We start from the raw sequence: 23454 nt of genomic DNA on the forward strand, positions 1-23454 counted from the left end.
CGAGTTTTAGTCGCCCTGAGCGCTGGTGCAAGACCGGATGAGTCTAAGGGGTCAAAGACAGGGCCGAGCTTGATGCGGGTTGCAGGTCGCGCTGGGCAGGGCGTACTCGGAACCGAGCCATCGTCGCGCCGCGGACCATAGGCACGAATTGGCAATCAACTTGTCGGCCATCCAAAAGGGCGATCTGATCGCTCCAAGCCTGACGTTCCCCATGAGATGCCACGAATTCTTTCAGCATACGCCAGACAGGCGTGTCGCCAGCGGTGCCGCGCCAAGTGCGAATCGCGTCGCCTAGGTTGATGTCATCCAGAGAGGTCGAGGGGTCATTCCCCCATAGCTTTGTATAGGCAGCGTTCGACATGGACAGCACCCCCCCGGGCGAGAAGATGGCGATGGCGTCTTCGATACAGTCGAGTGCGGATTGGCCCATCTCAAGCTCGCGCCGGAACCGGCGCGTCAGCGAGATTTCCGAGGTGATGTCCTCAAACAGGAACGCCACAGCGCCGTCGGGGTGCGGGCGTCCGGTGACGCGATAGGTCTGGCCCGTGGGAAGGGACCATGTTTCTTCGTACGTGCCATTAACCGCCGCGCTTTCCAAATCCGCCATTTGCTGCCGCCACGAGACATAATCCTTCGGCTCGGGCATCATCCGTTTCTCGCGCAGGTGATCGAGGAAGATAAAGAGCGTAGGTTGGCCGACCAGAAATGACGCACTCATCGCAAGAATGTCCGTCAACGCCGGGTTAAAGAGATTCAGCTGTCTTTTGCGGTCAAAAATGGCCAGCCCGATGGGCGGGTGCGCAAAGGTTTTGGTCAGAGTTGTCACAAACTCGGCCCGCGACTTTTCAGCGTTCACGACGCGATCCACAGGGATGGCGGTCAATAAGGTCTCGGTCCCTAAGGGGGCGTCATACAGTTCGAACCAATGGCGTTTTCCGTCTGCGGGAAGCTGTACGGCAACGCGACGCGGGCTTTCCAGGGTCTTGGCATCCTCAAGCCGTGGGCGATCGAACAGTTTCTGCGGAGGCCAGCTTGCCACCCCATCCGATGCGCCGGGATCGGCGGCTTGGTCCAAATAGGATTTGTTGGCCCAAGTGATTTTTCCATTTGAATCCTCGCGCCACATCATGACCGGAACATGCTGTGCAGTGGCACGCAGCCCCTCAAGCTCATAGCGCATGGCATCAAGGCCCATCTGATCAATGATGGGATCTGTTTGACTGATATCGCCCGTGACCAACTGAACCCGCGCCAGCCCGTCGCGCCATTCGGCCTCGATATGATGCGCACCGTCTGTCGAGGGTATGGACAACTTGCCAAGCTCGGCCAGTTCGCCGACCTGCTGGGTTAGGTTTGGAAAGCGCGCTTCAAGCACATGGGACAGGTGTTGCCAATCTGATCCCGCGCTTAGCTTCGGAAGGGTGTCAAGGATCTGCCGCCCCGCAGGCGTCGTATCAGTCAGGGTCTGATCATTGAACAAAAACACCACGCTGTTCTTCTCGAGCGTTGTTTGCTTGCGCAGTTTTTTGTCCTTTGCCGGATCAAGCAGCGATAAAACGTAGAGCGCCGCAATCGAGATCGTCAGTGCCGTTAGAACCAGCGCCACCGCGTAGAAAGTATTGATCATGTCCACACCTGTCGTTTCGGCGGGCTGCCTCCCGCGCTATCAACAAGTTGAGCTTAGATCATTGTGGTTAATGAAGATTTAATTTTGCTCAAGTCCTTGAATGTAATAGTTTTTTCAGTCCGTATTGTGAGTGAAGTGGATGTTTTGCCCCAATGCGCCGCTGGTGTTTGTCGCTTCCAGCCCATGCGTGCCGCGCGGCCATTCCACTTGTGCAATCGCGCCGGACTTTTCGCGCGGGTGGGGGCGGCCGGTATAGGGCGCCGAGGCGTTCGCGAAATGCAGCGTGGCCCCGGTGCGCTCCAACAGGGTCTTGGCAATGAACAGGCCCAGTCCCATGCCCTTATAGGCCTGACGCTGGCCCCGCTCGGCTTGCGATTTTCGTCGGCGAATGAAGGGGTCTCCGATCCACCCCAGCACCTGCGGCGAATATCCTTTGCCGTCATCCAAAATTCGGATCGTGATGCGATCATCGTCCCAGCACAGCTCGATCCACACCTTGGTCGAGGCGAAGTCCACCGCGTTCTGGATCAGGTTGCGCAGCCCGTGAATAATCTCGGGGCGGCGCATCAGGATGGGCTGGTTGGCGGGGTCGGCCTCGACGCATGCGATCTCGATCTCAAGTGATTTGCCTCGCTCACGGTGGGGTTCGGCAGCTTCTTCAATCAATGCGATCAGCGGGGCGTTTTTGACCAACATGTCGTCCTTGCCCGCGCGCCCCATGGATTGCAGGATGTCCCGGCAGCGGTCGGCCTGTTCGCCGATCAGGCGGGCGTCGTCGCGCAATTCGTCATCGCCGTTCAGTTCCTCGACCAGTTCCGACGACACCAGTTTAATCGTCGCAAGCGGTGTGCCAAGCTCGTGCGCGGCAGCAGCTACCACGCCACCAAGATCCGTCAGGCTCTGTTCGCGTGACAGGGCCATTTGCGTGGCCAGAAGCGCTTCGGACATGGATCGCATTTCAGACGAGATTCGGCGGGTATAGAGACCAATAAACCCGACCGAGATTGTCACCGACACCCAAAGCCCAAAGACAAACAAGCTGGGCATTTGTAGAATGCCTGTTGCTGTCTGAAGCGGGATGTTGATCCAGGTGACAAGACTGGTGGCGGCAATGGCGACGGCGCCGACGATGACGGTCGATCGGGTGGACAAAGCCGTCGCGGCGACCGTGACTGGGGCAAGGATCAACACCATGAACGGATTGTGGATGCCACCCGTCAGAAACATCATCAGGCCCAGCTGAAGCGTGTCGAAAACCAGAATGCTGGTGGCCTGAGATTCGTTCAAACGCGTGTTGCGCGGGAACAGTGCGCTGGACACAAGGTTGGCGATCACTGCAATCCCAATTACCGCAGCCACCAAGCCGAAGGGGATCTGCACCGCAAAAAAATGAACCGCGACTGCAATGGCCGCAATCTGACCGGCAATCGCGGCCCACCGCAAAAGGATCAACGTTCGCAGGCGTACCCAGCTGCGTTGCTGGCTGCCAACAGCGGCGTCAGTGGCCGGGTCTGTCTGTACTTCCACCATTTGTGATCAGCCGGATCCGTTTTTTGGGTTGCGTCAATGTGTTCTCTTGCTAGTCCTGACGAAAGGCAGGATCAATGCCTGCGCGATCAAACCGGAGAATTTCTATGCAACGCTTATATGCTGTGACAGCCGCAACGGCGATTGTGGCGCTTGTTGGCGTGACGTGGTTCGTCACGAGTGGAGAAAAAGACGCCTTTGCCGAATGCCGTGCGGGTGCTGTTGGGACTGGCGTTGCATCCATAGGAGGTCCGTTCGAGTTGACCGACGAGACCGGTGCAGTCGTGACCGAAAAGGATGTGATCACCAAGCCTACGCTGGTGTACTTTGGCTATACGTTCTGCCCCGACGTCTGCCCCTTGGACAACGCTCGCAACGCAGAAGCGATGCGTATTCTGGACGATCAAGGGTACGATGTGCAGGCAGCTTTCATTTCATTCGACCCGGAACGCGACACGCCCGAACATCTGGCAGATTTCACCAGCTATATGCATGAAAACATGATTGGCCTGACCGGTACGCCCGAGCAGGTCAAAGCCGCCAGCCAAGCGTACAAGACCTATTACCGCAAGCAAGAACCAGAAGAGGGGCAGGAAGATTACTATCTGATCGACCACTCGACCTTCACCTATCTGATGTTCCCTGAAAGTGGCTTTGCGGATTTCTTCAAGCGGGAAGAAACGCCCCAGTCGATGGCCCAGCGCGTCGGCTGCTTCATTGATGCGGGTGCGTAACGACCTTTGCAGTGTCAAAATTGACCTTGTGGCCTAAAATATTTAGGTTTCTGGAGGCAGACGCAAAACGGAGGTTGCTGCGATGACGGCTGAGGAACTCAAACCGATTGGCGAGGATCCATCGCTTCTTTTGGTAGACGATGATGAACCGTTCCTGCGTCGCCTAGCCCGCGCAATGGAAAAACGCGGGTTTGCTCCGGAAATGGCGGGGTCCGTGGCTGCTGGCAAGGCTATCGCAACGGCACGTCCGCCTGCCTATGCCGTCGTTGATCTGCGGCTTGACGATGGCAATGGGCTGGATGTGGTCGAAACCATCCGTGACAAACGCCCGGACGCTCGGATTGTAGTTCTGACGGGGTACGGCGCGATTGCCACGGCGGTGGCCGCGGTCAAGCTGGGCGCGGCGGATTACCTGTCGAAACCCGCAGACGCCAATGACATCACTGCTGCTTTGCTGGCCATGCCGGATGAGTTGCCCCCTCCGCCAGAAAACCCCATGTCCGCCGACCGGGTTCGGTGGGAGCATATTCAGCGCGTGTATGAACTCTGCGACCGCAACGTCTCGGAAACCGCGCGCCGTCTGAACATGCACCGCCGCACACTTCAGCGTATTCTGGCTAAACGCAGTCCGAAATGAGGGCGTTTGCTGTTTTGATCGGGCTGGTCCTGCTGTCTGCCTGTGTGCAGCCGGAAGGGCAACCGCGCCAAGAACGTCAAGGGGCCGAGTTTGTTCCCGATGCGCAAGGTCTGGCTGTTCTGCCCGTCAATAAGCGCGTGGATTTCGGACGCTCGCCTAAAGGTGTGATCCCCGCCCTGACCCGAGAGCTTGGTCGACCAGCTGTGCTTCCGTTAATTGGCTGCCCCACTGGTATCACTCAACGCCTGCGCTGGGCGGATCTTGAGCTTTCCTTCACTCCAGAACGGTTTGTTGGCTGGAAGCAAGGTGCCGAACAGCAGGGCCGCGTCTGCGCCTAGGCGATGTCGAAGCGTTTTTGCACCTTGTCGATCTGGGTGCCGTCTGAAAGTTTCATGCCTTTTATAGCAGAATAGTCACTGAACCCCAGACCAGAGTAGTAAGCCAGACCGGGCGTATTGTCCGCACGAATGGTGGCGTCGATAGATGCCACTCCGGCTTGCTTCGCGGCCAGCAATGTGTCGCGCCACAAAACCTGCCCAACCCCTTTGCCTTGCCCGCCAATGCGCACGAAAGTCGCGATGATGGCCCAACCTTTTGGCAACGCCCCTGGCCCGTCATAGCCCGGTTCCGGCCAGCACAGTTTCTGAAAACCGAGCAGATCTTGACCTTCGAACGCCAGAGTTGTGCGGATCAAATGGGAGTTGTTGATATAGGTGTTCCGCATCAGATCGGCGTCGAACGGCGCACGATATGCGGTGGTCGAGCCTTCATCAATAATCGGGTTCAAGAGCGCGCACATGGCGGCGGCGTCGCCGTACTGTGCTGGACGTGTTGTGATCGACATAGTCTCTACTCCACCTAAAAATGCTTTATGATCATCCCAGCTGCTCAAGCAATTCGGTGTGCCGCGCCGTGAATTCCGTGCGCACTTCGGCGGGAGGACGTAGGGCGATATTCAGTCCATTTGTCACGGTTGGATCCGGAACGCCAAAGAATTTCCCGGCTTCCTCGACACTGAACCCTGCAATCTGCGTCGCCTCAAGAAAGGCCGAGATCTTGTCCGCCCGTTTGATCGCCTTTTTCACGGTCGCGGGGATCTTCGCGGGCAGGCCAAAGCGGATGTGGATTGCGGCGGTCAGTCGGTCGTCCAGCTCGCTATATCCCGGGCCAACCGCGGCTTTCACCGGTGAAATCATGTCGCCGATCACATATTCTGGCGCATCGTGCAAAAGCGCGGCCAGTTTCCATTTTGTCGGAGCTTTGGGGTTCATCCGAGAAAAAAGCGCCTCGACCAGCAGCGAATGCTCGGCCACAGAATAAGGAAAATCCCCAAATGTCTGCCCGTTCCAGCGCGCGACAAAGGCAAGCCCGTGGGCAATATCCTCGATTTCGATATCGACGGGGGTCGGGTCCAGCAGATCCAGCCGCCGACCAGAAAGCATTCTTTGCCAAGCGCGGGGTTTGCGGGTCATTTTACCTCGAAGTCATCATTTGAGAAACGCATCAGATAGGGACGAATGCGGTAGTAGTCCTTTGCTTGACGCAGGAAAAGGAGGGGCCATTTCCAGGCGCCTTTGTCGTGGACATGGCGTGCTGGAAATGTCGAAAGGCGTTCAGGGTAATGTGTCTGGATAAAGCGGCGATATGCGTTTGCATCAACCGCGGCATGATAACCCGAAGCGTCATTCCAGGGCTTACGTTTCCCAATGAAGTGCACAAAGCACGGATCCACGAAGTGTCGGAAAGAGACATATTGGTGACCGGCGGGCCAGTTCCAGACAGGGCCAAGTTCAAGCCAATTATCGTACAATGCCAGATTCAGCGCGCTTTGGTCGTTCTGAACGCTCAGTTTGGGATCGTTGCGTTGGGCAAATTCCATTGCCCGCTCGCAAATCTTCTGGTCGTTATAGGCTTTGACGTCGATCAGCATGACGCCAGAGTTGAAATAGCGTGCTGGCTTTAGGCCTGCGACTTTGAACTCGGTCATGTGGCGGTTCATTTTGCGATGCTGATAGGCATCCAATATCGCCGCAACTGGGTGCCCGTTTAGATCAAGTTCAAACAATTTATGCAAATCACCGCGTTGATACCTGATATCCGCATCAAGATAGAGCAAACGGTCATAGTCGTTCTGAAGCATCCCGGGCACAAGAATGCGTTGAAAGGCTGCGATGCTGAGATGCCGGTTGGCGCTTAACCCAGTTAATCGGTCCTGCATACTAAACGGGATAATCCTTAGATCATGCATCTGAATCAGTGGATGACTCGGGGCGTTTCCTTCGTGAACAATACAGATGTCGAACTTTCGTTCGGGAATTGCCTGCGAGATTTCAGATGCCAGAAATAAAGCGTATGGAAAGTAGTTTTCATCGCAGGTGATGAAGACAGCATTCCGATGTACCGCGGAAATTCGAGGTGTTGAGGCGTCTGACAAGGTGAACCCTTCGGATTGGGGTATGTGTTGCTTGCTTGATAATTGAATGATAGGCCTCCGGCAAACGTGAATTGCCGGAGTTTAATATGACCAAAGATTATATCGTAAAAGACATTGCTCTGGCCGAGTTTGGCCGCAAAGAGCTGAACATCGCAGAAACCGAAATGCCAGGCCTGATGGCTTTGCGAGACGAATATGGCGACAGCAAGCCCTTGTCGGGTTCGCGGATCGTTGGCTCGCTGCACATGACCATTCAGACCGCTGTTCTGATCGAAACGCTGGTTGCTTTGGGTGCGGATGTGCGTTGGGCGTCCTGCAACATCTTCTCGACCCAAGACCACGCTGCGGCTGCAATTGCGCAGGCTGGCGTTCCAGTCTTCGCCATCAAAGGTCAGTCGTTGGAAGAACACTGGGACTATCTGGACTTGTCGTTCCAGTTCCCAGAAGGCCCGAACCTGATCCTGGACGATGGCGGCGACGCTACGCTTTACATCCTACTGGGCGCCCGCGCCGAAGCAGGTGAAGATTTGGGCGTTCCCGGATCCGAGGAAGAAGAAGTCATCCACGCGCAGATTAAGAAGCGTATGGCCGCCAGCCCGGGTTGGTTCACCAAGATGCGCGATCAGATCAAAGGTGTCTCGGAAGAGACCACCACCGGCGTGCACCGCCTGTATGATCTGGTGAAGAACGGCCAGCTGCCCTTCCCGGCAATCAACGTGAATGACTCGGTCACCAAGTCGAAGTTCGATAACAAATACGGCTGTAAGGAATCGCTGGTCGACGGCATCCGCCGCGCCACTGACACGATGATGGCCGGCAAGGTTGCTGTGGTTTGTGGCTATGGTGATGTCGGCAAAGGCTCGGCCGCGTCGCTGCGCGGTGCAGGTGCCCGCGTTAAAGTGACCGAAATCGACCCGATTTGCGCGTTGCAAGCCGCTATGGACGGGTTCGAGGTTGTGACGCTGGAAGATGCCGTCGCAGACGCCGATATCTTCATCACAACCACCGGCAACAAAGACGTCATCCGCATCGAGCATATGCGCGCGATGAAGGACATGGCAATTGTTGGCAACATCGGCCACTTCGACAACGAAATTCAGGTGGCAAACCTGAAGAACCACAAATGGACCAACATCAAGGACCAAGTGGATATGATCGAGATGCCTTCGGGCAACCGCATCATCCTTCTGTCGGAAGGACGTCTGCTGAACCTCGGCAACGCCACCGGCCACCCGTCCTTCGTGATGTCGGCCTCGTTCACCAACCAGGTTCTGGCTCAGATCGAGCTTTGGACCAAAGGGGATGAGTACAACAACGAAGTCTACATCCTGCCCAAGCATCTTGACGAAAAAGTCGCCCGTCTGCATCTGGACCGGATCGGCGTGAAACTGTCGAACCTTGCCAAAGAGCAAGCAGATTACATCGGCGTATCGGTCGATGGTCCGTTCAAGCCGGAGCATTACCGCTATTAATCGTCCGGCAATGGAAGAAGAAGACACCAAAAAGCGCCGCCCGTTTGTCTTGCGGGCGGCGCTTTTTCTTTTGTCCTCGGTGTTGTCCAACTCATTTCTGGCGCTTGTTGCGATGTGGGTATTGCTGCGCCCGGACAGTGTGCTGCCAGACCATTGGAACCCTACGCGCCCTTTGTCGATCACCGCGCCGTTAACGCCTGTGACCCGCTGGCAGTTGCAGATGGCAACGCGAGACGAGGCGACGTGCAGGGCCGTGTTGGCGCAGGCGGGGGTTTCGTTCTCGACGTTGGAGCCTCTTATCTCGGGCGAGCATTGCGGAATTGCGCAGCGAGGCAGCCTGTCATCTTTGGTGGGCGCGCGGGTTCCCCCCATCGAGACGCGCTGCGATACGGCTTTGCGCCTGGCCATGTGGGAGCATCATGACGTCCAGCCCGCAGCACGTCAGCATCTGGGGTCGGATGTGGCGCAGCTTTTGCATATTGGTAGCTACAATTGTCGTAAGATGCGCACATCACGCGGGGCGGAAAGCGCGTGGAGCAGCCACGCGACGGCGCGCGCGTTCGATATTACCGGGGTGCGTCTGGCGGATGGGCGCAGGCTGACATTGCTGCGAGATTGGAAAGGCACTGGCGCTGAGGCTGCATTCATGCATGACATTTGGCGCGGGTCTTGTCGTTGGTTCCGGCTGGTATTGGGGCCAGAGTATAACCGGCTACACGCGGATCATTTTCATCTACAATCCACCGGTTGGGGTTTCTGCAGGTAAAGAAAAAGGGACGCTAAATCCGAAGTTTTCGGCCACATGATCGATGTCTTTATTGCCACGTCCCGGCATGTTGATCAGGATCGATTTGTCCGGGTTCTTCAGAGCTTCATGCATGGCAATGGCAACGGCGTTTTCGCCCGCGCCAGCCTCTGCCAGCAGTTTATTCTTATGTATAATCTTGGCCTGTTGACCGTCACCCATGTAGTGCTTCAGGTCCTAGCGCTTGGTATAGATCTGAGCGCTGCCTGCATTGGTCAGGCATATTATTCAAATATGGAACGGGGGTCGGATTTGAGATCTGGTCATAGGCCTCGCGGATCTCATTGAAATGCGGCCCCGCGTGAACGAGGCCGCAATCACTTGGTCTACTCAGCTAAGATTAGCTGGGGATGCGCAGGTTCTGACCGGGATAGATCTTATCGGGGTCAGACAGCATTGGTTTGTTGGCTTCGAAGATTTTGGTGTAATGTGCGCCGTTGCCCATTGTCTTCTCGGCAATCGCCCAAAGCGTGTCGCCTTTTTCGACGGTGTGGAACGTCGGTTCGTTCTCGAGATCGGCTTCAACCTCGGCCACGCCTTCGACATTGCCAACCGCCAGAATGACCTTCTCGCGGTCTTCAGCGCTAAGGTTCTCGCCGCCTTTGACGGTGACTTTTTCACCCTCGACCTGAATGTCCAGACCCGATGTGTCGATGCCCAAATCGGCAACTTCTTGATTCAGAGTGTCTGCAGATGCGGCTTCATCACCGCCAAAAAGCGATTTACCCGCACCTTTTACGAAGCTCCAAAGACCCATTGTTCTCTCCTTGAGTAATCTGTGTCGCGGTCATCCTGCGTTAGATAGGCGGAAAAACCTAGGGGGAATGCTACGGCAAACTTTTCCTTTGTGGAAACCATGTTTCCGCCTAAAGTTTCGATGACGTAATTGAACCACCATAAAATTGGGAGACAGAAATGGGAAAGCGTGACGATCTGATCGCGAAATATGCGGACGATCTTAAGAACAAGTGTGGCATGTCGCCGGATATGGATCTTCTGACCAAAGTGACCATCGGTTGCGGCCCGGCGATCTATAACGCCGATGCGTCCACTGTTGCTGCCGGTCAGGAAAGCGAACTTGAGACCGTCAAAAACAATTTCCTGATTAAGAAGCTGGGCCTGGCAGATGGTCCGCAGTTGATGGATGCCATCAACTCGGCGATCGACACCTATGGCCGCAGCGAGCGCAATAAATATCGCGCCGTGGTTTATTACATGCTGGTAAAGCAGTTCGGAAAAGAGTCTGTCTACGGCTAATTTGCCGGACAGGTTTGATCCTTCAAAGCGCGGCCATCCGGTCGCGCTTTTCGCATGTTAAGGGAATGTTAAGCGTAACCCGTTGCAATTGAATGGTATTTTAGAGGCAATTCGATTGCTAGGGGGCAGGGCATAGGCTAGTTTCATCTACGAAGACCAGGACGGTCGGACCTTATATATTCAGAGACACGTGTGGTGCTGAGGGAGCACGTGGGGTGAAGAAGGGGTCCGAGACGTCGGGCCCCTTCTTGTTTTCACATCACGCCCAGAACTAACCCGATGACGGCACAACCGCCCACGGCATAGCCTCCATCCAACCAGATCAGCGATTTCGAGCGGTCGCTGAACATGATATTGTTGATCATCCACGGGGCAACCACGAACAGACCAAGGCCAAGCCCGGTGATCAGACCTTTGCCGATCCCATCAATACCCGCCATCGAAAAGATGTGCCGCATCATTCCGGCAACAACGATAGCGCTTAGAAATGCGACGACATAGGGTTTTGGATCAGACGAGTTAAGCGGTTTGCCATCCGCGTCGGTTTGAATGCCTGTCGCGGCAACCCATTGTTTTGCAAGGGTCATGTACCATACCGCGCCGAAGGCATAGCCGGCGATTGCGGCAAGAATGACTTCCAACATAAGATATCCTCCTGTTCGACTGTTTTATGCGACCAGTCCGGCAGGGGGTTTGTCAAGCGTCGCCCGCAAGCTCCAGCACGATATTCCATTCCGCGTCAGTCACGGGTTGGACGGACAGGCGGGTGTTGTTCACCAAAACCATATCGGCCAGACGCGGATCGTCTTTACACATGGCCAGTGTCACTGGCTTTGGCAGCGCGCGCACCGCTTTGATGTCTACGCAATCCCAGCGTTCATCGTCGGTGGTGCTGTCTTGGTGGCTTTCGGCGATAACTTCGACGATGCCGACGATCTCTTTTTCCTTCTGCGAGTGGTAGAAGAAGCCAAGATCGCCAATTTTCATGGCGCGCATCTGGTTGCGCGCCTGATAGTTGCGAACGCCGTCCCATTCCTCGCCCGCGTCACCCTTGGCGACCTGCTGGTCCCAGCTCCAGGTCGAGACTTCAGATTTGAACAGCCAATACGCCATCAGCCGACCACCCGGTTCCACTGCTCGATCCGCACATCGGAAAACAGACCGGCTTTGGCATAGGGGTCATTGTCCGCCCATGCCTGCGCGGCGGCCATATCGACGACGTCCAGCACCACAAGCGATCCGCACATCATGCCATCCGCATCCAAGAACGGACCTGCCTGTGCAACAACACCGGTGTCCTTGATATAGGCCAGATGCGCATCTCGGTTGGCTTTTCGGGTTTCGATGGCACCGGGTTTGTCAGTGCAAATCAACGCTACGAGCATTTATTCTTCCTTTAAGGGTCGGGACAAAAGGCTTTCAACAGCCTGTCCGATCGTTAGTTGATTGTCCAGCACGGCCACAACCATCTGGGCAATGGGCATCTCAATTCCGGCGTTTAGCGCAAGGTTAGAGACTGCTTTTGCCGTCGCGCGCCCTTCAACTGTGGTGCCTTCGGGCAGGGGATCGCCGCGTCCAAGCGACAGACCGAAGCTGTAGTTGCGGGATTTTTCGGACGAGCAAGTCAGAGTCAGATCCCCAAAGCCCGACAGCCCCGCCAGTGTTTCCGGCTGCGCGCCTTGCAGGGCGGCATAGCGCTGCATTTCGGCATAACCGCGGGTCATTAACGCAGCGCGCGCACTTTCGCCCAACCCGGCGCCGATGGCGATTCCGCAGGCAATGGCGACGACGTTCTTTAGCGCGCCACCGATCTCGACTCCGGTCAGGTCGGCTGTGCGGTAAATGCGGATATTCTTGGTGGACAAGGCGGCTTGCAGGCTTTCACCGTCCTTGCAGGCCAAGGTCAGCGCGGTGGGCAAACCGGCGGCGATGTCGACCGCGAAGCTGGGGCCGGATAGGATCGCAGGAATGGCATTGGGGCAGGTGCTTTGAATGATCTCAGCCGGACCGAGCCCTGTTTTCAGGTCGATCCCCTTGCAGCAGGCAACAAGCGTCTTGCCTTGAAACAGCGCGGCATTTTCCTGCAAGAAACTGGCCAATTTCTGCATGGGAACGGCGAGCAAGATGATCTCGGACGCTTGGGTGTCTTCGATTTGCTCCAACACAGTCAGGCTGTCGGGAAAAGCGAAACCAGGTAGGCGGCGGGTGTTTTCACGCGCGGTCGCCATATCGCCCGGATCGCGCGCCCACAGTCCTACGGCGCGGCCATCTTGCGCAAGCGAGATCGCCAAGGCTGTGCCGAATGCGCCTGCGCCCAGAACAGAAATGCTCATGCCTTCGCCCCCTTTTTCCCCGATCCCAACATTGCGGGGGCTTGCCCGTCAAGCGGCCATCGGGGGCGGGCTTGCAAGGACATGTCGTCTTGATGACCCGCGCGGAACCGTTCCATCCCGGCCCAAGCGATCATCGCCGCGTTGTCGGTGCAAAGCGCAAGAGGGGGGGCAAGGAACGTAGTGTCGTGTTTCGCGCAAACAGTCTCTAATTCACCGCGAATGGCCATATTTGCCGCAACACCGCCTGCCACGGCCAAGGCGGGCTGGCTGGGGTCGAGGGACAAGTATTCCTTCAGCGCACGGCGAGATTTTTCGGCCAGAACATCGCGCACGGCGGCTTGGAAGCCTGCACACAGATCGGCACGGTCCCGCACGCGAAGCCCGCCATGTTCAACCACCAGCCGGTCACGTTCGCGCAGCAGGGCAGTTTTCAGGCCAGAGAAGCTCATGTCACAGCCGGGGCGATCCAGCAGAGGGCGTGGGAATTTAAAACGTTTGGGGTCGCCGTTCTTGGCCTCGGCCTCGACCGAGGGGCCGCCGGGCTGAGGAAGTCCAAGTAGTTTGGCAGTTTTGTCGAAGGCTTCGCCCGGAGCATCGTCGATGGTGCCGCCAAGACGAGTGAAATCCTCGGGACCCTTGGCAATCAAAAACTGACAATGCCCACCCGAAACAAGAAGCATCAGGTACGGAAAAGCAGCTTGATCCGTCAGGCGTGGGGTCAGAGCGTGGCCTGCAAGATGGTTCACACCGATCAGGGGTTTGCCCGATCCGATCGACAGACCTTTGGCACACATGACGCCTGCCAGCACGCCTCCGATCAGGCCGGGACCAGCAGTAACAGCAATGGCGTCGATATCAGAAAGCGCCATATCGGCTTGAATTAGAGCCTGTTCCACGCAGCCATCCAGCTTTTCCGTGTGCGCCCGCGCGGCGATCTCGGGCACGACACCTCCGAAATCCGCGTGCAGCTCGGTCTGGCCTGCGACCACCGATGACAGCACTTCGGGCGCTTCGCCGGGCACGTGACGCACCACCGCGGCGGCGGTGTCATCGCACGAGCTTTCCAGCCCAAGAACTGTAAGAGTTTGATCTGAATTGGTCATCGGTCAAGCGATCTGTTGCGGGGATTGGTCGGCTCGGGGTAACACCAAGACAGTTCGCAGACAATCCCGGCAGCGTTTATGTCCAAAACCCCGATCCTTATCTTGACGCGCCCGCTGCCCGCGGCACGACGGGTATTGGAAAACGTTGAAGAGACGTTTGGGCAGCCGGTTCCGCATGTGTTTTCTCCGATTATTCAGATCGAAGCGTTCAGCGCTTGGCCAACCTTGCCTTGCGGGGTTGAGGCGATCCTGACCTCGGAACATGCGGTGCGGGGTGATTTGAAAGGCATCATTGCTCATTGCGTTGGGGCGCGGACGGCAGAGGCCGCGAAGGCGCGTGGGGCCAAGGTTCTGACCACCGCGATGAATGCCGAAGAGCTTTTGAGCGCGCTTAAGGCCCGGAACGCGGATTATATCCACCTGTGTGGGTCTCACAAAGCTGTCGATATCACGTCTCATTTGATTGCATTGGGGCATTCGTGTCGCGATCATCAGGTTTACGCACAAGTTACAAAGCCGCTTTCGGAACGCGCCCGTGTTGTGTTGGAAGGGGAAGACCCTGCTGTGCTTCCCCTTTTTTCGCCCCGCTCGGCACGTTTGGTTGGGGAAGGCATTGTGAAACCGGGGGCGCAGCTCCACGTTATTGGCATGAGCGACGCAATTGCGAATGCGTGGTATGACACAACCGGTACACCTGCCATGGTCGTCGAAGCCCCCACGGGGGACGCGATGGTGAGAGGGATTGTCGCAGCGTTGCGCAGTCACACCGCTTGAGCCACGTTAAGGCAGGCGGTAGGCTGTTCTACGCAGCTGCAGCATTTGAGAGTGAGATTCGAGAGGTTCGTGACATTGGCCAAGTCCCCGAAAACAGCCAAGGCAAAGACGGAAGCGGTGGAAGACGCCGTGGTCGTCGAAGAAACCAAGCTGGACGAGGAACAGGGAAACACCCCCGAAGATCCGACCGAAGGTGACGCCGTGACGGAACCCATGCAGGGGGATGAAGAAGCGAGCGAAGATACCGATGGCGCGTCTGCAGAAGAGAGCTTCGCAGATGAAAGTGAGATCACGGAAAGCGCTGACGAGGGCCCAGAAGGCGAGGCGTTGGAAGAGGACGAGATAGAGCCTTGGGCTGATCCAGAACCTGCCGCAGAACAGAAAAGCGGTTCAAGCTTTGTGCCGCTTGTGTTGGGTGGTGCCGCCGCTGCAGTGATTGGTTTTGGCGCCGCGCGTTTCCCCGATCAATGGCCGTTCGCGCAGCCTTCTGAAGATCCGATGATCGCAGAAATGGCTGCACTTCAGGACCGTATCGCTGGTCTGGAAAGCAACAACGCCGACCAGGGAAGCCGCATTGAGGCATTGGCCGCCGATGATGCGGTTGATCAATTGCGGGGTGAGACAACTGGCACATTGGACGAGCTGCGCACGCAATTGGACGGCATGACCACCCAATTGACCGAGCTTGAGAACCGTATTCATACGGTTGAAAAGCTGCCTCAGGGATCAGGCATGGAAGCCGCTGCCGCTGCTGCCGCCGCTTACGAACGCGAATTGCAGCAGATGCGCCAGATGTTGGATGCCGAGCTTGCGCGGATCACCAGCCAGAAAGAGGACGCCCAGACGTTAGAGGTTTCGGCCGCCGAAACCGCTCGTGCCGCCGCCGCTCGCGCCGCTATGTCGCGCGTACACGCTGCGCTTGAGACCGGCCAACCCTTTGGGGATGCGCTCTTTGATTTGACCGAGAATGCTGGCTTTGATGCGCCGGAGGCTCTGTCCTCGATTGCCGCAGATGGTGTCGCCACCCAGCAAGCGCTTCAAGCCAGCTTCCCAGAAGCCGCACGCGCATCGCTTGATGCGGCCATTCGGGCTGCCGTAGAGGGCGGCACGATGGATCGGGTGTCAGCGTTCTTCCGCACGCAACTGGGAACACGGTCTTTGGAACCGAAAGAGGGCGACGACCCCGACGCCATCCTGTCACGGGCCGAGGCGGCGCTGAAAGCGGGTCAGCTGGACACTGCTTTGGCCGAACTGGCCGCCATGCCCGAAGCCGGACAGCCCGCGTTGGCCCCATGGATTGCCAGCGCTAACGCGCGCCGCGATGCCTTGGCCGCCGCGACCGAACTGTCCCAGCAATTGAACACGAATTAAGGATACGCCGATGCTTTGGTCTTTGATTAAGATTGTCCTTTTCATCGCAGCGATTGCGCTTTTGACGCTGGGTGCCGGAATTCTCATGGAAACGGATGGCGGTGTGCGCATTGCCGTGGGTGGAACCGAGTTCAACATGGAGCCGCTGCAGGCCGTGATCGCTGGGGTGCTTCTGGTGATTGCCATCTGGCTGGCGCTGATCGTGTTCGGCTTGATCGTCGCGTTTGTACGCTTTGTGAATGGCGACGAAACTGCGATTTCGCGCTATTTCGACCGCTCGCGCGAGCGCAAGGGGTACGAGGCTTTGGCTGAGGGTATGATGGCAATTGCATCCGGTGAAAGCTCGACCGCGATGTCGAAAGCTGCCCGGGCCGAGAAATATCTGCGCCGCCCTGAACTGACCAACCTTCTGACCGCTCAGGCGGCTGAGATGTCAGGCGACAAACGCAAGGCTGCTCAGGTCTATAAGCGGCTGTTGAAGGATGAACGCACGCAGTTTGTCGGCGTGCGCGGGATCATGAAGCAGAAGCTTGAAGAGGGTGACACCGAAACCGCGATGAAGCTGGCCGAAAAGGCCTTTGCGTTGAAACCGCGTCATACCGAAACGCAGGATGTGCTGCTGGGCCTTCAGGCGCAAAACAACGACTGGGCTGGTGCACGCAAAACGTTGGGGGCCAAGCTGAAGTATGGCACCCTTCCGCGTGATGTACACAAGCGTCGCGACGCGGTTCTGGCTTTGTCCGAGGCCAAAGGCGTGATGAAAGACGGTAACCCTGTCGAAGCCCGTATCGCCGCGATCGAGGCGAACCGCTTGTCGCCGGATCTGGTCCCCGCCGCCGTCATGGCCGCCCGCGGTTATCTTGAGAATGGCAAACCCAAGAATGCAGCGCGCGTGTTGTCCAAAGCATGGGCGGCGCAGCCTCACCCAGATTTGGCCGCTGCCTTTGCAGATATCGCCCCGGATGAGTCACCTGCAGAACGGATCAAACGGTTCCGCGCCCTGACCAAGTATCAGGACGGCAACCCGGAAACCCGGATGCTGGTTGCTGAGCTGAATATCGCAGCCGAGGATTACCCCGCAGCGCGTAAAGCACTGGGCGATTTGCCAGACACGCTGCCAACCCAGCGTGCGCTGACTCTTCTGGCGGCGATCGAACGGGGCGAGGGTGCCTCGGATCACGATGTGCGTTCAGTGTTGGCGCGGGCCGTAACGGCACCGCGAGGGCCGCAATGGGTTTGCGAAAGCTGCAACCATGTGCATGCCGCCTGGCTGCCGGTCTGTAACAACTGCGACGGGTTTGACACTTTGGCGTGGAAACCTGCACCCGAGGCCGAAGGTGCGGTTCCAACCGGGGCCGAGATGCTGCCTTTGGTGGTCGGCGACGCACCTGCGCCCGAGGTCGAGGATATTGAAGAGGTCGCCGAAGAAGCCACTGTTCTGGATGGCGAAGTCGTTAAGGAAGCCGACGATAAGCCGGCCGCATAAAGCTCAAATCAGGCGGCGAAATAATCTTGCCGCCTGATGTATTCCAAACCCGCGTCTAACACATTGGACATCCCACGGATCACCGCAGCCTTTTCACTTGCGCAAAGATCATGTCGGGTCTAAAAACCCCAACGCTGCGGGGTGCATGACGCCCGGCAATATGTGGGCCGCTGTAGCTCAGCTGGTAGAGCACGTCATTCGTAATGATGGGGTCGTAGGTTCAAGTCCTATCAGCGGCACCACTTCCTCAGATCAATGTTGGATCAGGAAATGTCCGGTCGTGAATGGCTGGTCGACGGTTTCGCACGCTGACCTTACTTTGATTTATCGCCCGATTTTTGCGACAGGAAATAGGTGAGCGCCCCAATGACAAGGGCAATCGCCACGCCATATCCAAGCAGATCGCGTTCACCATCCCAGCTGACCACTTGACCCAGAAACAGCACGCCAAGAACGACAATGACCACCGCAATCAGTTTGTTTTTCAGGTCGTCAAGGTTGTTGATCGTCAGCCAGTTTGGAAGCTTTAGGTTTGTGCTGATGAAGAGCTCGTAAAGACCAATCGCGACGATGTAGAACACTGTTCCCAGAAGAAACAGGTCGATGATCTCGATAAACTCAAGCGTCAGCGCCTTGGCAACCTTGCGTGACAACTCGCCCGCTTGGATGGTGCCCAAGATCAATTGAAAGGTGGCCATCAGCCCGTAGACAAGCAACGTGGTCGCCGCCAGAAGTGCGCCGATCACAGCGAAGATGACCAGAAAGCGGCTTGCGCCAAGAAGTTTGCTCATTGTCTGCTCCGTTTGGCTCTGTGTGCGCAGGACCCGGCCAGACGTCAAGCAAAGACTCATGTGAATGCAGGTTTGGTTGCTACAGGGTTATGCCGATGTGTCGGCCCGTCAGTTTACCCGAATAACCTCACCCGCGCGCAGACTTCTTTCCGCATTGCCAACGCGGATCCAGATTTTATCCCCGCGGATGCGCGAGACACGCAGGTTGCTGAGCTTCGTGCCGTTGGTCACTTTTACAATCTGGCCGTTCTCAAGCGCCAGCAAGGCCCATGAGGCGGATCGTGTTTGGAAAACGCCCACAACAGAAACGCGTTTGCTGCCTGCCACAGACACTTCGCTGATGGCGGCAGCTTTAGTTGCTGCTGGTTTGGGTTCGACTTCTTTTGGCTTCTCGGCGACGACCGGGCGCTGGGCCGGACGGGGAAGAGGTTTAAGCGTGTAAATCGGCGTATCTGTCGCACTTTCCGGTGGAGCAGATGGTTCTTGAATAGGCGCGATTTGGGCCGTTTCAGTTGGTCCTTGGGGCGACACAACTATTGGCAGTTCAACACCCTTTTGTTCGGGAAGAGGATCCATCAAAACGCTTGGAAACAAGGTCTCGGCGGTTGTTGGGCCATGCGAGGCCAGACGGTGCGCTGTCGGATCGTTCTGGATCGTTGGGCGGGCTGTCTTGAACAGCGCCGGAGCACCAGAGGCGTCGTCAAACTGCAACGCAGGCAGCAGTTCTGATGTGACGCGGGCCCGTTGATCAGAAAGAGGAACCGAGACATCGTGCAGTGCAGGCGTCGAAAGCTCGAGATCGCCGAGCGATGCAAGAATCTCGGGTGTGGCGACTGAGCGGACGTTTTGCCAATCTGTGCTGCGCGAGATTGGGGTGAAGCTGAAAGCCAGATTTGGCGCAGATGCCACAATGCCCGGGGCCGACAACCCATCTGAAACCGCAAGCACCTGTGCGGGTTCAACAAGGTTAACATACTCGACCTTGGGTGTTGCGGGTGACGTATCCAATTCAGGTTCGGTGGATGAGATTTCCGGAGCTGCGGCTGCGGTCACAGGTTTGGCTGTTATGGTCGCGACCTCGGCTGGGTTTTGGGCCGGGTCAGGTTGCTGGAAGGTCGTCTTGGGGGCTGACGATTCAGGCATCAACAGATTTGAAGCAGCCACGGCAACCGTCAAAAACAGGCATGCCGCCCCGCCAAACACGAAGGCAGTTGAAATCGGAAAATGCCGCTCTTGATACGTACCCATTCGTATAACCCACAAATCATCAACAACTACAATCAGAACTCGCCCGCCCCAAATTGAACGAGAGATTGCACCGAACGAAATTTCACCACAAAATCTCTAAGATGAAATTAAGTCAGAATTTCAGGCAGAATGCGTCGAAACTGCGGGAAAATCAATGATATGGCGGCAATTTCCTTGCAAGGGCTCAGAAGCACTCGCCCAATAGGGGATCTGAGTGCTTGTGTTTTTGCGGTGTTTCCGTATGTCTGAGGGACGATAGTTTAAAGTACAAACTTATAACGAAGATAGGGTATCTTGGGGATGAACTACCTGCCAAAAATGGGCCTTGCGGGCGCCGCTGTGACGCTGATGCTAAGCGGCTGCGTTAGCAACGAGGCGTCCAATAGCCAGACAGAGCCTGCTGCCAAGGCCATGTCGACCACACCAATGCTAACTGGGTCAGTGCGGTATCTTGCCGTTGAAGACGCACAAGATCTGATTGATGCACGTGCGGGCGACTATGATCAGCTGACACGTGAAGCCCGCCAGAACGGCGCCATTGGCGGCGCGTTGCGTGGGGCCTTGCTTGGCCTGATCATCGATGCGGATCCTGCGCTGATCGCAGGCGGTGCCGTGATTGGCGGTATGATCGGTGCGGAAAGCGGTACTCAGGTGGCATCGAACCTGATCCTAGAGCACAAGAACTATTTGATCCGCCGCTGGTCGCTGGAACAAGTTTTGGCGTCAGTTCGGACTGACAGCAAGAACACCCGCTTCGACTTGATCTTGTCCAACAAGATGATGGATGCGGCTAAGGATGCTCCGGCACAGACGGTTGACGCTGACACTGTGGCGCAGTTGGGCGAGTTCAAGAATCACGCCGTTTCGCGTGCGCTGGCGCTGAAAGAGATCCTGCCGATCTATGACGATCAGCCCGATGCGCAGAAACAGTTGGAGCAAGAACTGCGGACCCAGCTTGCCATGATTTCCGAGTTTAACGAGAACCTGCTTCAGTTGGAGGCGCTGACATGACCTTTGCACGTAGTCTAAACGTAGTCTTGGTTGGAGCAGTTCTGACCACAGTAGCGGCCTGTACTCCTCCTACGAAGTTACTGGACGATCCTTGTTCGGCGGCCGAACGCCCCGCGACGCTTGAGAACCTGCTTGAGAACAGCTTTGCCAACGCATACGAGGCCTGTTTGGCAGAAGTGCGTGACGAAGCCGTACAGGAGTTGGAGAACTGATGCGCAGCAAGATCATCCTGATCGGGTTTTGTGCGTTCCTTTCCGCCTGTAGCGCGCAACAGCTACCCTATGAAACAAGTGGGGACTGCACCGAAGGCACGTGCGAGGTATCGCGCGTGGACGTATCGGATCGCCACTGGCTGTATCAATGGTACTATTTCTTGGCGTTCCCGTTCATCCGCGGAACCTGACACAGCTCCAGTTTCAAAGCTTACCGCAGGCAGAGCAAAGGCTCTGCCTGTTTGCGTTTGCGGGCTACAAATGCCCTGAACTTTGCCCCGATGATGTCCCAGAAACAAACAAAGCCTCAGGCGTTTCCGCCTAAGGCTTTGGTTTAAGTGGTGAGCCGTGAAGGATTCGAACCTTCGACCCACTGATTAAAAGTCAGTTGCTCTACCAACTGAGCTAACGGCCCACTCTGTGAGCGCGGTGACTAAAGGGACGGGCGGGCGGGGTCAACCCCATTTTCGAATGAATCTGCACGATCTCTGGCAAAAGTTTTGCCAAGGGCTTATATCGCGGCACATGGCGGATACGCAGACACATATGAATGGCCTTGAGTTCATGAAATGGCATGGGGCGGGCAATGACTTCGTGATGATTGATTCACGGGGGCGCGATGCTGTGGTGACTCGTGATCTGGCCGCTGGTTTGGGCGATCGCAATCGCGGCGTTGGCTTTGATCAGCTGGCCGAGATTCGCAGCTCGGACGTGGCGGATATTGATCTGGATTTCTGGAATTCAGATGGCATTCGGGCCGGGGCGTGTGGAAACGCGACCCGTTGTGTGGCGCGTTATATGATGGAGCAGACCGGCAAGGATGCCCTGACCATCCGTACCTCGCGCGGTGTGCTGGAAGCGCGTGCCGAGGGGGATCTGATTTCTGTGAATATGGGCCAGCCTCAGTTGACGTGGCAGACGGTGCCTTTGTCGCAAGACGTGGATCTGCAGCACCTGCCGCTGGACGGTGATCCCGTCGCCGTTGGTATGGGCAATCCGCATTGCGTGTTCTTTGTCGAGGATGCCGATGCTGTTGACGTCGCTGGCATCGGGCCGGGATTTGAAACCGATCCGCTGTTCCCAGAGGCCACGAATGTAGAATTTGCCGAGATCCGCGCACGGGATGAGATTCGCATGCGCGTCTGGGAGCGTGGCACCGGCATTACACTGGCTTGCGGTTCGGGCGCTTGCGCCACCGCGGTTGCTGCCCATCAGCGCGGTCTGACCGACAAGCGCGTGCGGATGGAGCTGGATGGCGGCTGGCTGACCCTGGATTGGCGCGAGGATGGCGTCTGGATGACCGGCCCCACCGCTTTTGTGTATAGCGGACAGCTGACGCAAGCCTTTCTGAAGGGGCTGTAAGATGGGCGCGAAACCCCCTGTATTTGCGACGCTTGGCTGTCGCCTGAACGCCTATGAGACCGAGGCGATGAAACGCCTGGCAGACGAGGCGGGCGTCGAAGGCGCCGTGGTGGTAAATACCTGCGCAGTAACCGCCGAGGCCGTGCGAAAAGCTCGTCAGGAAATCCGCAAGTTGCGTCGAGAAAACCCAGACGCGAAGGTGATCGTTACCGGCTGTGCCGCCCAGACAGAACCCGAGACGTTCTCTAATATGGACGAGGTCGACGCGGTTATTGGCAACCACGAAAAAATGTCGCCCGAGACATGGGCGGGCCTTGCACCTGACCTGATCGGAGACACCGAGCGTGTGCAGGTCAACGACATCATGTCGGTGACTGAAACCGCCAGCCACCTGATTGATGGGTTTGGAACGCGGTCCCGCGCCTATGTGCAGGTTCAAAACGGCTGCGATCATCGCTGTACGTTCTGCATTATTCCTTATGGCCGTGGAAACTCGCGGTCTGTCCCGGCAGGTGTTGTGGTCGATCAGATCAAGCGTCTTGTGGATCGTGGCTTCAACGAGGTCGTGCTGACCGGCGTGGATCTGACCAGCTGGGGTGCTGACCTGCCCGGAGAGCCTCGTTTGGGCGATCTGGTGATGCGCATCCTGCGACTGGTCCCGGATCTGCCGCGCCTGCGCATCAGTTCGATCGATTCGATTGAAGCGGATGAGAATCTGATGCTGGCCATCGCGTCCGAGCCACGTTTGATGCCGCATCTGCACCTCAGCCTTCAGCACGGTGACGACCTGATTCTGAAGCGGATGAAGCGCCGCCATCTGCGCGACGATGCGATTGCTTTCTGTGAAGAGGCCCGCAAGCTGCGCCCCGGCATCACCTTCGGGGCTGACATTATTGCAGGCTTCCCGACCGAGACCGAAGCGCATTTCGAAAACAGCTTGAAGCTGGTCGAGGACTGCGACCTGACATGGCTGCACGTCTTCCCGTATTCAAAGCGCGAAGGGACGCCGGCGGCGAAAATCCCCAACACAGTGGATAGCAACGTGATCAAAGCGCGCGCGGCGCGTCTGAGAGCGGCCGGGGATGCTCAGGTGCAAAGGCATTTGCAGGCGCAAGTTGGGCAAGAGCATCAGATCTTGATGGAAAATCCGACGATGGGTCGTACCACCCAATTTGCCGAAGTGGTTTTCAGCACCCCACGGGAAGAAGGCGCTTTGGTCACGGCCACGCCAACACGGATCGTAGACAAACAGCTGGTTGTCTGATCACCT

At 57.1% G+C, this 23454-nt stretch carries 28 protein-coding genes and 2 tRNA genes; 15 read left to right on the plus strand and 15 right to left on the minus strand.

Annotated features, from left to right (window positions below; genetic code table 11):
* Positions 1-43: 43 nt before the first annotated feature.
* Together ACXAH3_RS08240 and regB are read right to left on the minus strand one after the other, a co-directional pair.
* Entirely contained in the window at positions 44-1627 is a 1584-nt protein-coding gene (locus ACXAH3_RS08240) for a PAS-domain containing protein (protein WP_474861594.1), read from the minus strand.
* A 114-nt stretch (positions 1628-1741) separates the two neighbouring features.
* A complete protein-coding gene (gene regB / locus ACXAH3_RS08245; RefSeq protein ID WP_474861595.1) occupies positions 1742-3157 on the minus strand; it encodes a sensor histidine kinase RegB in 1416 nt (471 codons plus the stop codon).
* Between the two features lie 104 nt (positions 3158-3261).
* On the opposite strand from regB, the gene ACXAH3_RS08250 reads away from it, so the two are divergent.
* The 3 genes from ACXAH3_RS08250 to ACXAH3_RS08260 all read left to right on the plus strand — a co-directional run bounded on the left by ACXAH3_RS08250 (position 3262) and on the right by ACXAH3_RS08260 (position 4863).
* The gene (locus ACXAH3_RS08250) at positions 3262-3888 is read left to right on the plus strand and encodes an SCO family protein (RefSeq protein WP_474861596.1); all 627 of its coding nucleotides are present in this window, start codon (positions 3262-3264) and stop codon (positions 3886-3888) included.
* Positions 3889-3970: 82 nt separating this feature from the next.
* Positions 3971-4525: an ActR/PrrA/RegA family redox response regulator transcription factor gene (locus ACXAH3_RS08255; protein WP_474861597.1), complete on the plus strand. Its 555-nt coding sequence runs from the start codon at positions 3971-3973 to the stop codon at positions 4523-4525.
* Positions 4522-4863 carry a hypothetical protein gene (locus tag ACXAH3_RS08260; RefSeq protein ID WP_474861598.1) on the plus strand — a complete coding sequence of 114 codons (342 nt, stop codon included), beginning with the start codon at positions 4522-4524 and terminating at the stop codon, positions 4861-4863. Before ACXAH3_RS08255 ends, ACXAH3_RS08260 begins: the two co-directional genes overlap by 4 nt.
* Here the strand turns inward: ACXAH3_RS08260 and ACXAH3_RS08265 are convergent.
* From ACXAH3_RS08265 to ACXAH3_RS08275, 3 genes are read right to left on the minus strand one after another with little or no spacing between them, the layout of a single operon-like run.
* On the minus strand, positions 4860-5369 hold the full coding sequence (locus ACXAH3_RS08265; protein WP_474861599.1) for an N-acetyltransferase family protein: 510 nt from the start codon (positions 5367-5369) through the stop codon (positions 4860-4862). The two genes, ACXAH3_RS08260 and ACXAH3_RS08265, sit on opposite strands and share 4 nt — an antisense overlap.
* A gap of 31 nt (positions 5370-5400) precedes the next feature.
* On the minus strand, positions 5401-5997 hold the full coding sequence (locus ACXAH3_RS08270; RefSeq protein WP_474861600.1) for an HD domain-containing protein: 597 nt from the start codon (positions 5995-5997) through the stop codon (positions 5401-5403).
* A complete protein-coding gene (locus ACXAH3_RS08275; RefSeq protein ID WP_474861601.1) occupies positions 5994-6959 on the minus strand; it encodes a glycosyltransferase family 8 protein in 966 nt (321 codons plus the stop codon). The genes ACXAH3_RS08270 and ACXAH3_RS08275 overlap by 4 nt, the downstream gene beginning before the upstream one ends.
* Before the next feature lie 86 nt (positions 6960-7045).
* Here ACXAH3_RS08275 and ahcY point away from each other — a divergent pair, with 86 nt between their 5' ends.
* Both ahcY and ACXAH3_RS08285 read left to right on the plus strand, forming a co-directional pair.
* A complete protein-coding gene (gene ahcY, locus ACXAH3_RS08280; RefSeq protein WP_474861602.1) occupies positions 7046-8431 on the plus strand; it encodes an adenosylhomocysteinase in 1386 nt (461 codons plus the stop codon).
* A gap of 10 nt (positions 8432-8441) precedes the next feature.
* Positions 8442-9197 carry an extensin-like domain-containing protein gene (locus tag ACXAH3_RS08285; RefSeq protein WP_474861603.1) on the plus strand — a complete coding sequence of 252 codons (756 nt, stop codon included), beginning with the start codon at positions 8442-8444 and terminating at the stop codon, positions 9195-9197.
* Here the strand turns inward: ACXAH3_RS08285 and ACXAH3_RS08290 are convergent.
* Positions 9165-9398, minus strand: coding sequence for a hypothetical protein (locus ACXAH3_RS08290; protein WP_474861604.1), 234 nt, complete (start codon positions 9396-9398; stop codon positions 9165-9167). The genes ACXAH3_RS08285 and ACXAH3_RS08290 overlap by 33 nt on opposite strands.
* Before the next feature lie 178 nt (positions 9399-9576).
* On the minus strand, positions 9577-9993 hold the full coding sequence (gene lysM / locus ACXAH3_RS08295) for a peptidoglycan-binding protein LysM (protein ID WP_474861605.1): 417 nt from the start codon (positions 9991-9993) through the stop codon (positions 9577-9579).
* Positions 9994-10151: 158 nt separating this feature from the next.
* Between lysM and ACXAH3_RS08300 the strand changes: the two genes are divergently transcribed.
* Positions 10152-10493, plus strand: a complete 342-nt coding sequence (locus ACXAH3_RS08300) for a DUF2853 family protein (RefSeq protein ID WP_474861606.1) — start codon at positions 10152-10154, stop codon at positions 10491-10493.
* A 254-nt stretch (positions 10494-10747) separates the two neighbouring features.
* On the opposite strand, the gene ACXAH3_RS08305 is transcribed toward ACXAH3_RS08300, so the two are convergent.
* From ACXAH3_RS08305 to tsaD, 5 genes are read right to left on the minus strand one after another with little or no spacing between them, the layout of a single operon-like run.
* Positions 10748-11137, minus strand: coding sequence for a DUF1761 domain-containing protein (locus tag ACXAH3_RS08305; RefSeq protein WP_474861607.1), 390 nt, complete (start codon positions 11135-11137; stop codon positions 10748-10750).
* 52 nt (positions 11138-11189) lie between these two features.
* Positions 11190-11606 (minus strand): EVE domain-containing protein, encoded by a 417-nt coding sequence (locus ACXAH3_RS08310; RefSeq protein ID WP_474861608.1) that lies wholly within the window; start codon positions 11604-11606, stop codon positions 11190-11192.
* On the minus strand, positions 11606-11878 hold the full coding sequence (locus ACXAH3_RS08315) for a YciI family protein (protein ID WP_474861609.1): 273 nt from the start codon (positions 11876-11878) through the stop codon (positions 11606-11608). Before ACXAH3_RS08315 ends, ACXAH3_RS08310 begins: the two co-directional genes overlap by 1 nt.
* A complete protein-coding gene (locus tag ACXAH3_RS08320; RefSeq protein ID WP_474861610.1) occupies positions 11879-12826 on the minus strand; it encodes an NAD(P)H-dependent glycerol-3-phosphate dehydrogenase in 948 nt (315 codons plus the stop codon).
* The gene (gene tsaD / locus ACXAH3_RS08325) at positions 12823-13929 is read right to left on the minus strand and encodes a tRNA (adenosine(37)-N6)-threonylcarbamoyltransferase complex transferase subunit TsaD (RefSeq protein ID WP_474861611.1); all 1107 of its coding nucleotides are present in this window, start codon (positions 13927-13929) and stop codon (positions 12823-12825) included. The genes ACXAH3_RS08320 and tsaD overlap by 4 nt, the downstream gene beginning before the upstream one ends.
* A gap of 78 nt (positions 13930-14007) precedes the next feature.
* On the opposite strand from tsaD, the gene ACXAH3_RS08330 reads away from it, so the two are divergent.
* From ACXAH3_RS08330 to ACXAH3_RS08345, 4 genes are all read left to right on the plus strand, one after another.
* Positions 14008-14703, plus strand: a complete 696-nt coding sequence (locus ACXAH3_RS08330) for a uroporphyrinogen-III synthase (RefSeq protein ID WP_474861612.1) — start codon at positions 14008-14010, stop codon at positions 14701-14703.
* Positions 14704-14772: 69 nt separating this feature from the next.
* Complete coding sequence (locus ACXAH3_RS08335; RefSeq protein WP_474861613.1) at positions 14773-16074, plus strand: COG4223 family protein; 1302 nt, start codon at positions 14773-14775, stop codon at positions 16072-16074.
* Positions 16075-16084: 10 nt separating this feature from the next.
* The gene (locus ACXAH3_RS08340; RefSeq protein ID WP_474861614.1) at positions 16085-17560 is read left to right on the plus strand and encodes a heme biosynthesis HemY N-terminal domain-containing protein; all 1476 of its coding nucleotides are present in this window, start codon (positions 16085-16087) and stop codon (positions 17558-17560) included.
* A 166-nt stretch (positions 17561-17726) separates the two neighbouring features.
* Positions 17727-17802, plus strand: a tRNA-Thr gene (locus ACXAH3_RS08345).
* A gap of 72 nt (positions 17803-17874) precedes the next feature.
* Here ACXAH3_RS08345 and ACXAH3_RS08350 read toward each other — a convergent pair.
* Both ACXAH3_RS08350 and ACXAH3_RS08355 read right to left on the minus strand, forming a co-directional pair.
* A complete protein-coding gene (locus ACXAH3_RS08350; RefSeq protein WP_474861615.1) occupies positions 17875-18351 on the minus strand; it encodes a YqhA family protein in 477 nt (158 codons plus the stop codon).
* 108 nt (positions 18352-18459) lie between these two features.
* On the minus strand, positions 18460-19599 hold the full coding sequence (locus tag ACXAH3_RS08355; RefSeq protein ID WP_474861616.1) for a hypothetical protein: 1140 nt from the start codon (positions 19597-19599) through the stop codon (positions 18460-18462).
* A gap of 300 nt (positions 19600-19899) precedes the next feature.
* Here ACXAH3_RS08355 and ACXAH3_RS08360 point away from each other — a divergent pair, with 300 nt between their 5' ends.
* The 3 genes from ACXAH3_RS08360 to ACXAH3_RS08370 are packed head-to-tail and all read left to right on the plus strand — an operon-like array spanning position 19900 to position 21013.
* A complete protein-coding gene (locus ACXAH3_RS08360) occupies positions 19900-20610 on the plus strand; it encodes a glycine zipper 2TM domain-containing protein (protein WP_474861617.1) in 711 nt (236 codons plus the stop codon).
* Positions 20607-20822 (plus strand): hypothetical protein, encoded by a 216-nt coding sequence (locus ACXAH3_RS08365; RefSeq protein ID WP_474861618.1) that lies wholly within the window; start codon positions 20607-20609, stop codon positions 20820-20822. Before ACXAH3_RS08360 ends, ACXAH3_RS08365 begins: the two co-directional genes overlap by 4 nt.
* Positions 20822-21013: a hypothetical protein gene (locus tag ACXAH3_RS08370; RefSeq protein ID WP_474861619.1), complete on the plus strand. Its 192-nt coding sequence runs from the start codon at positions 20822-20824 to the stop codon at positions 21011-21013. Before ACXAH3_RS08365 ends, ACXAH3_RS08370 begins: the two co-directional genes overlap by 1 nt.
* 148 nt (positions 21014-21161) lie before the next feature.
* Here ACXAH3_RS08370 and ACXAH3_RS08375 read toward each other — a convergent pair.
* Positions 21162-21237 (minus strand) — tRNA-Lys (locus ACXAH3_RS08375).
* A gap of 110 nt (positions 21238-21347) precedes the next feature.
* On the opposite strand from ACXAH3_RS08375, the gene dapF reads away from it, so the two are divergent.
* Together dapF and mtaB are read left to right on the plus strand one after the other, a co-directional pair.
* The gene (gene dapF / locus ACXAH3_RS08380; protein ID WP_474861620.1) at positions 21348-22184 is read left to right on the plus strand and encodes a diaminopimelate epimerase; all 837 of its coding nucleotides are present in this window, start codon (positions 21348-21350) and stop codon (positions 22182-22184) included.
* 1 nt (position 22185) lies between these two features.
* Positions 22186-23448 carry a tRNA (N(6)-L-threonylcarbamoyladenosine(37)-C(2))-methylthiotransferase MtaB gene (mtaB, locus tag ACXAH3_RS08385; protein WP_474861621.1) on the plus strand — a complete coding sequence of 421 codons (1263 nt, stop codon included), beginning with the start codon at positions 22186-22188 and terminating at the stop codon, positions 23446-23448.
* Positions 23449-23454: the final 6 nt, after the last annotated feature.

The sequence above is a fragment of the Aliiroseovarius sp. ABM4_368 genome (assembly GCF_056161205.1).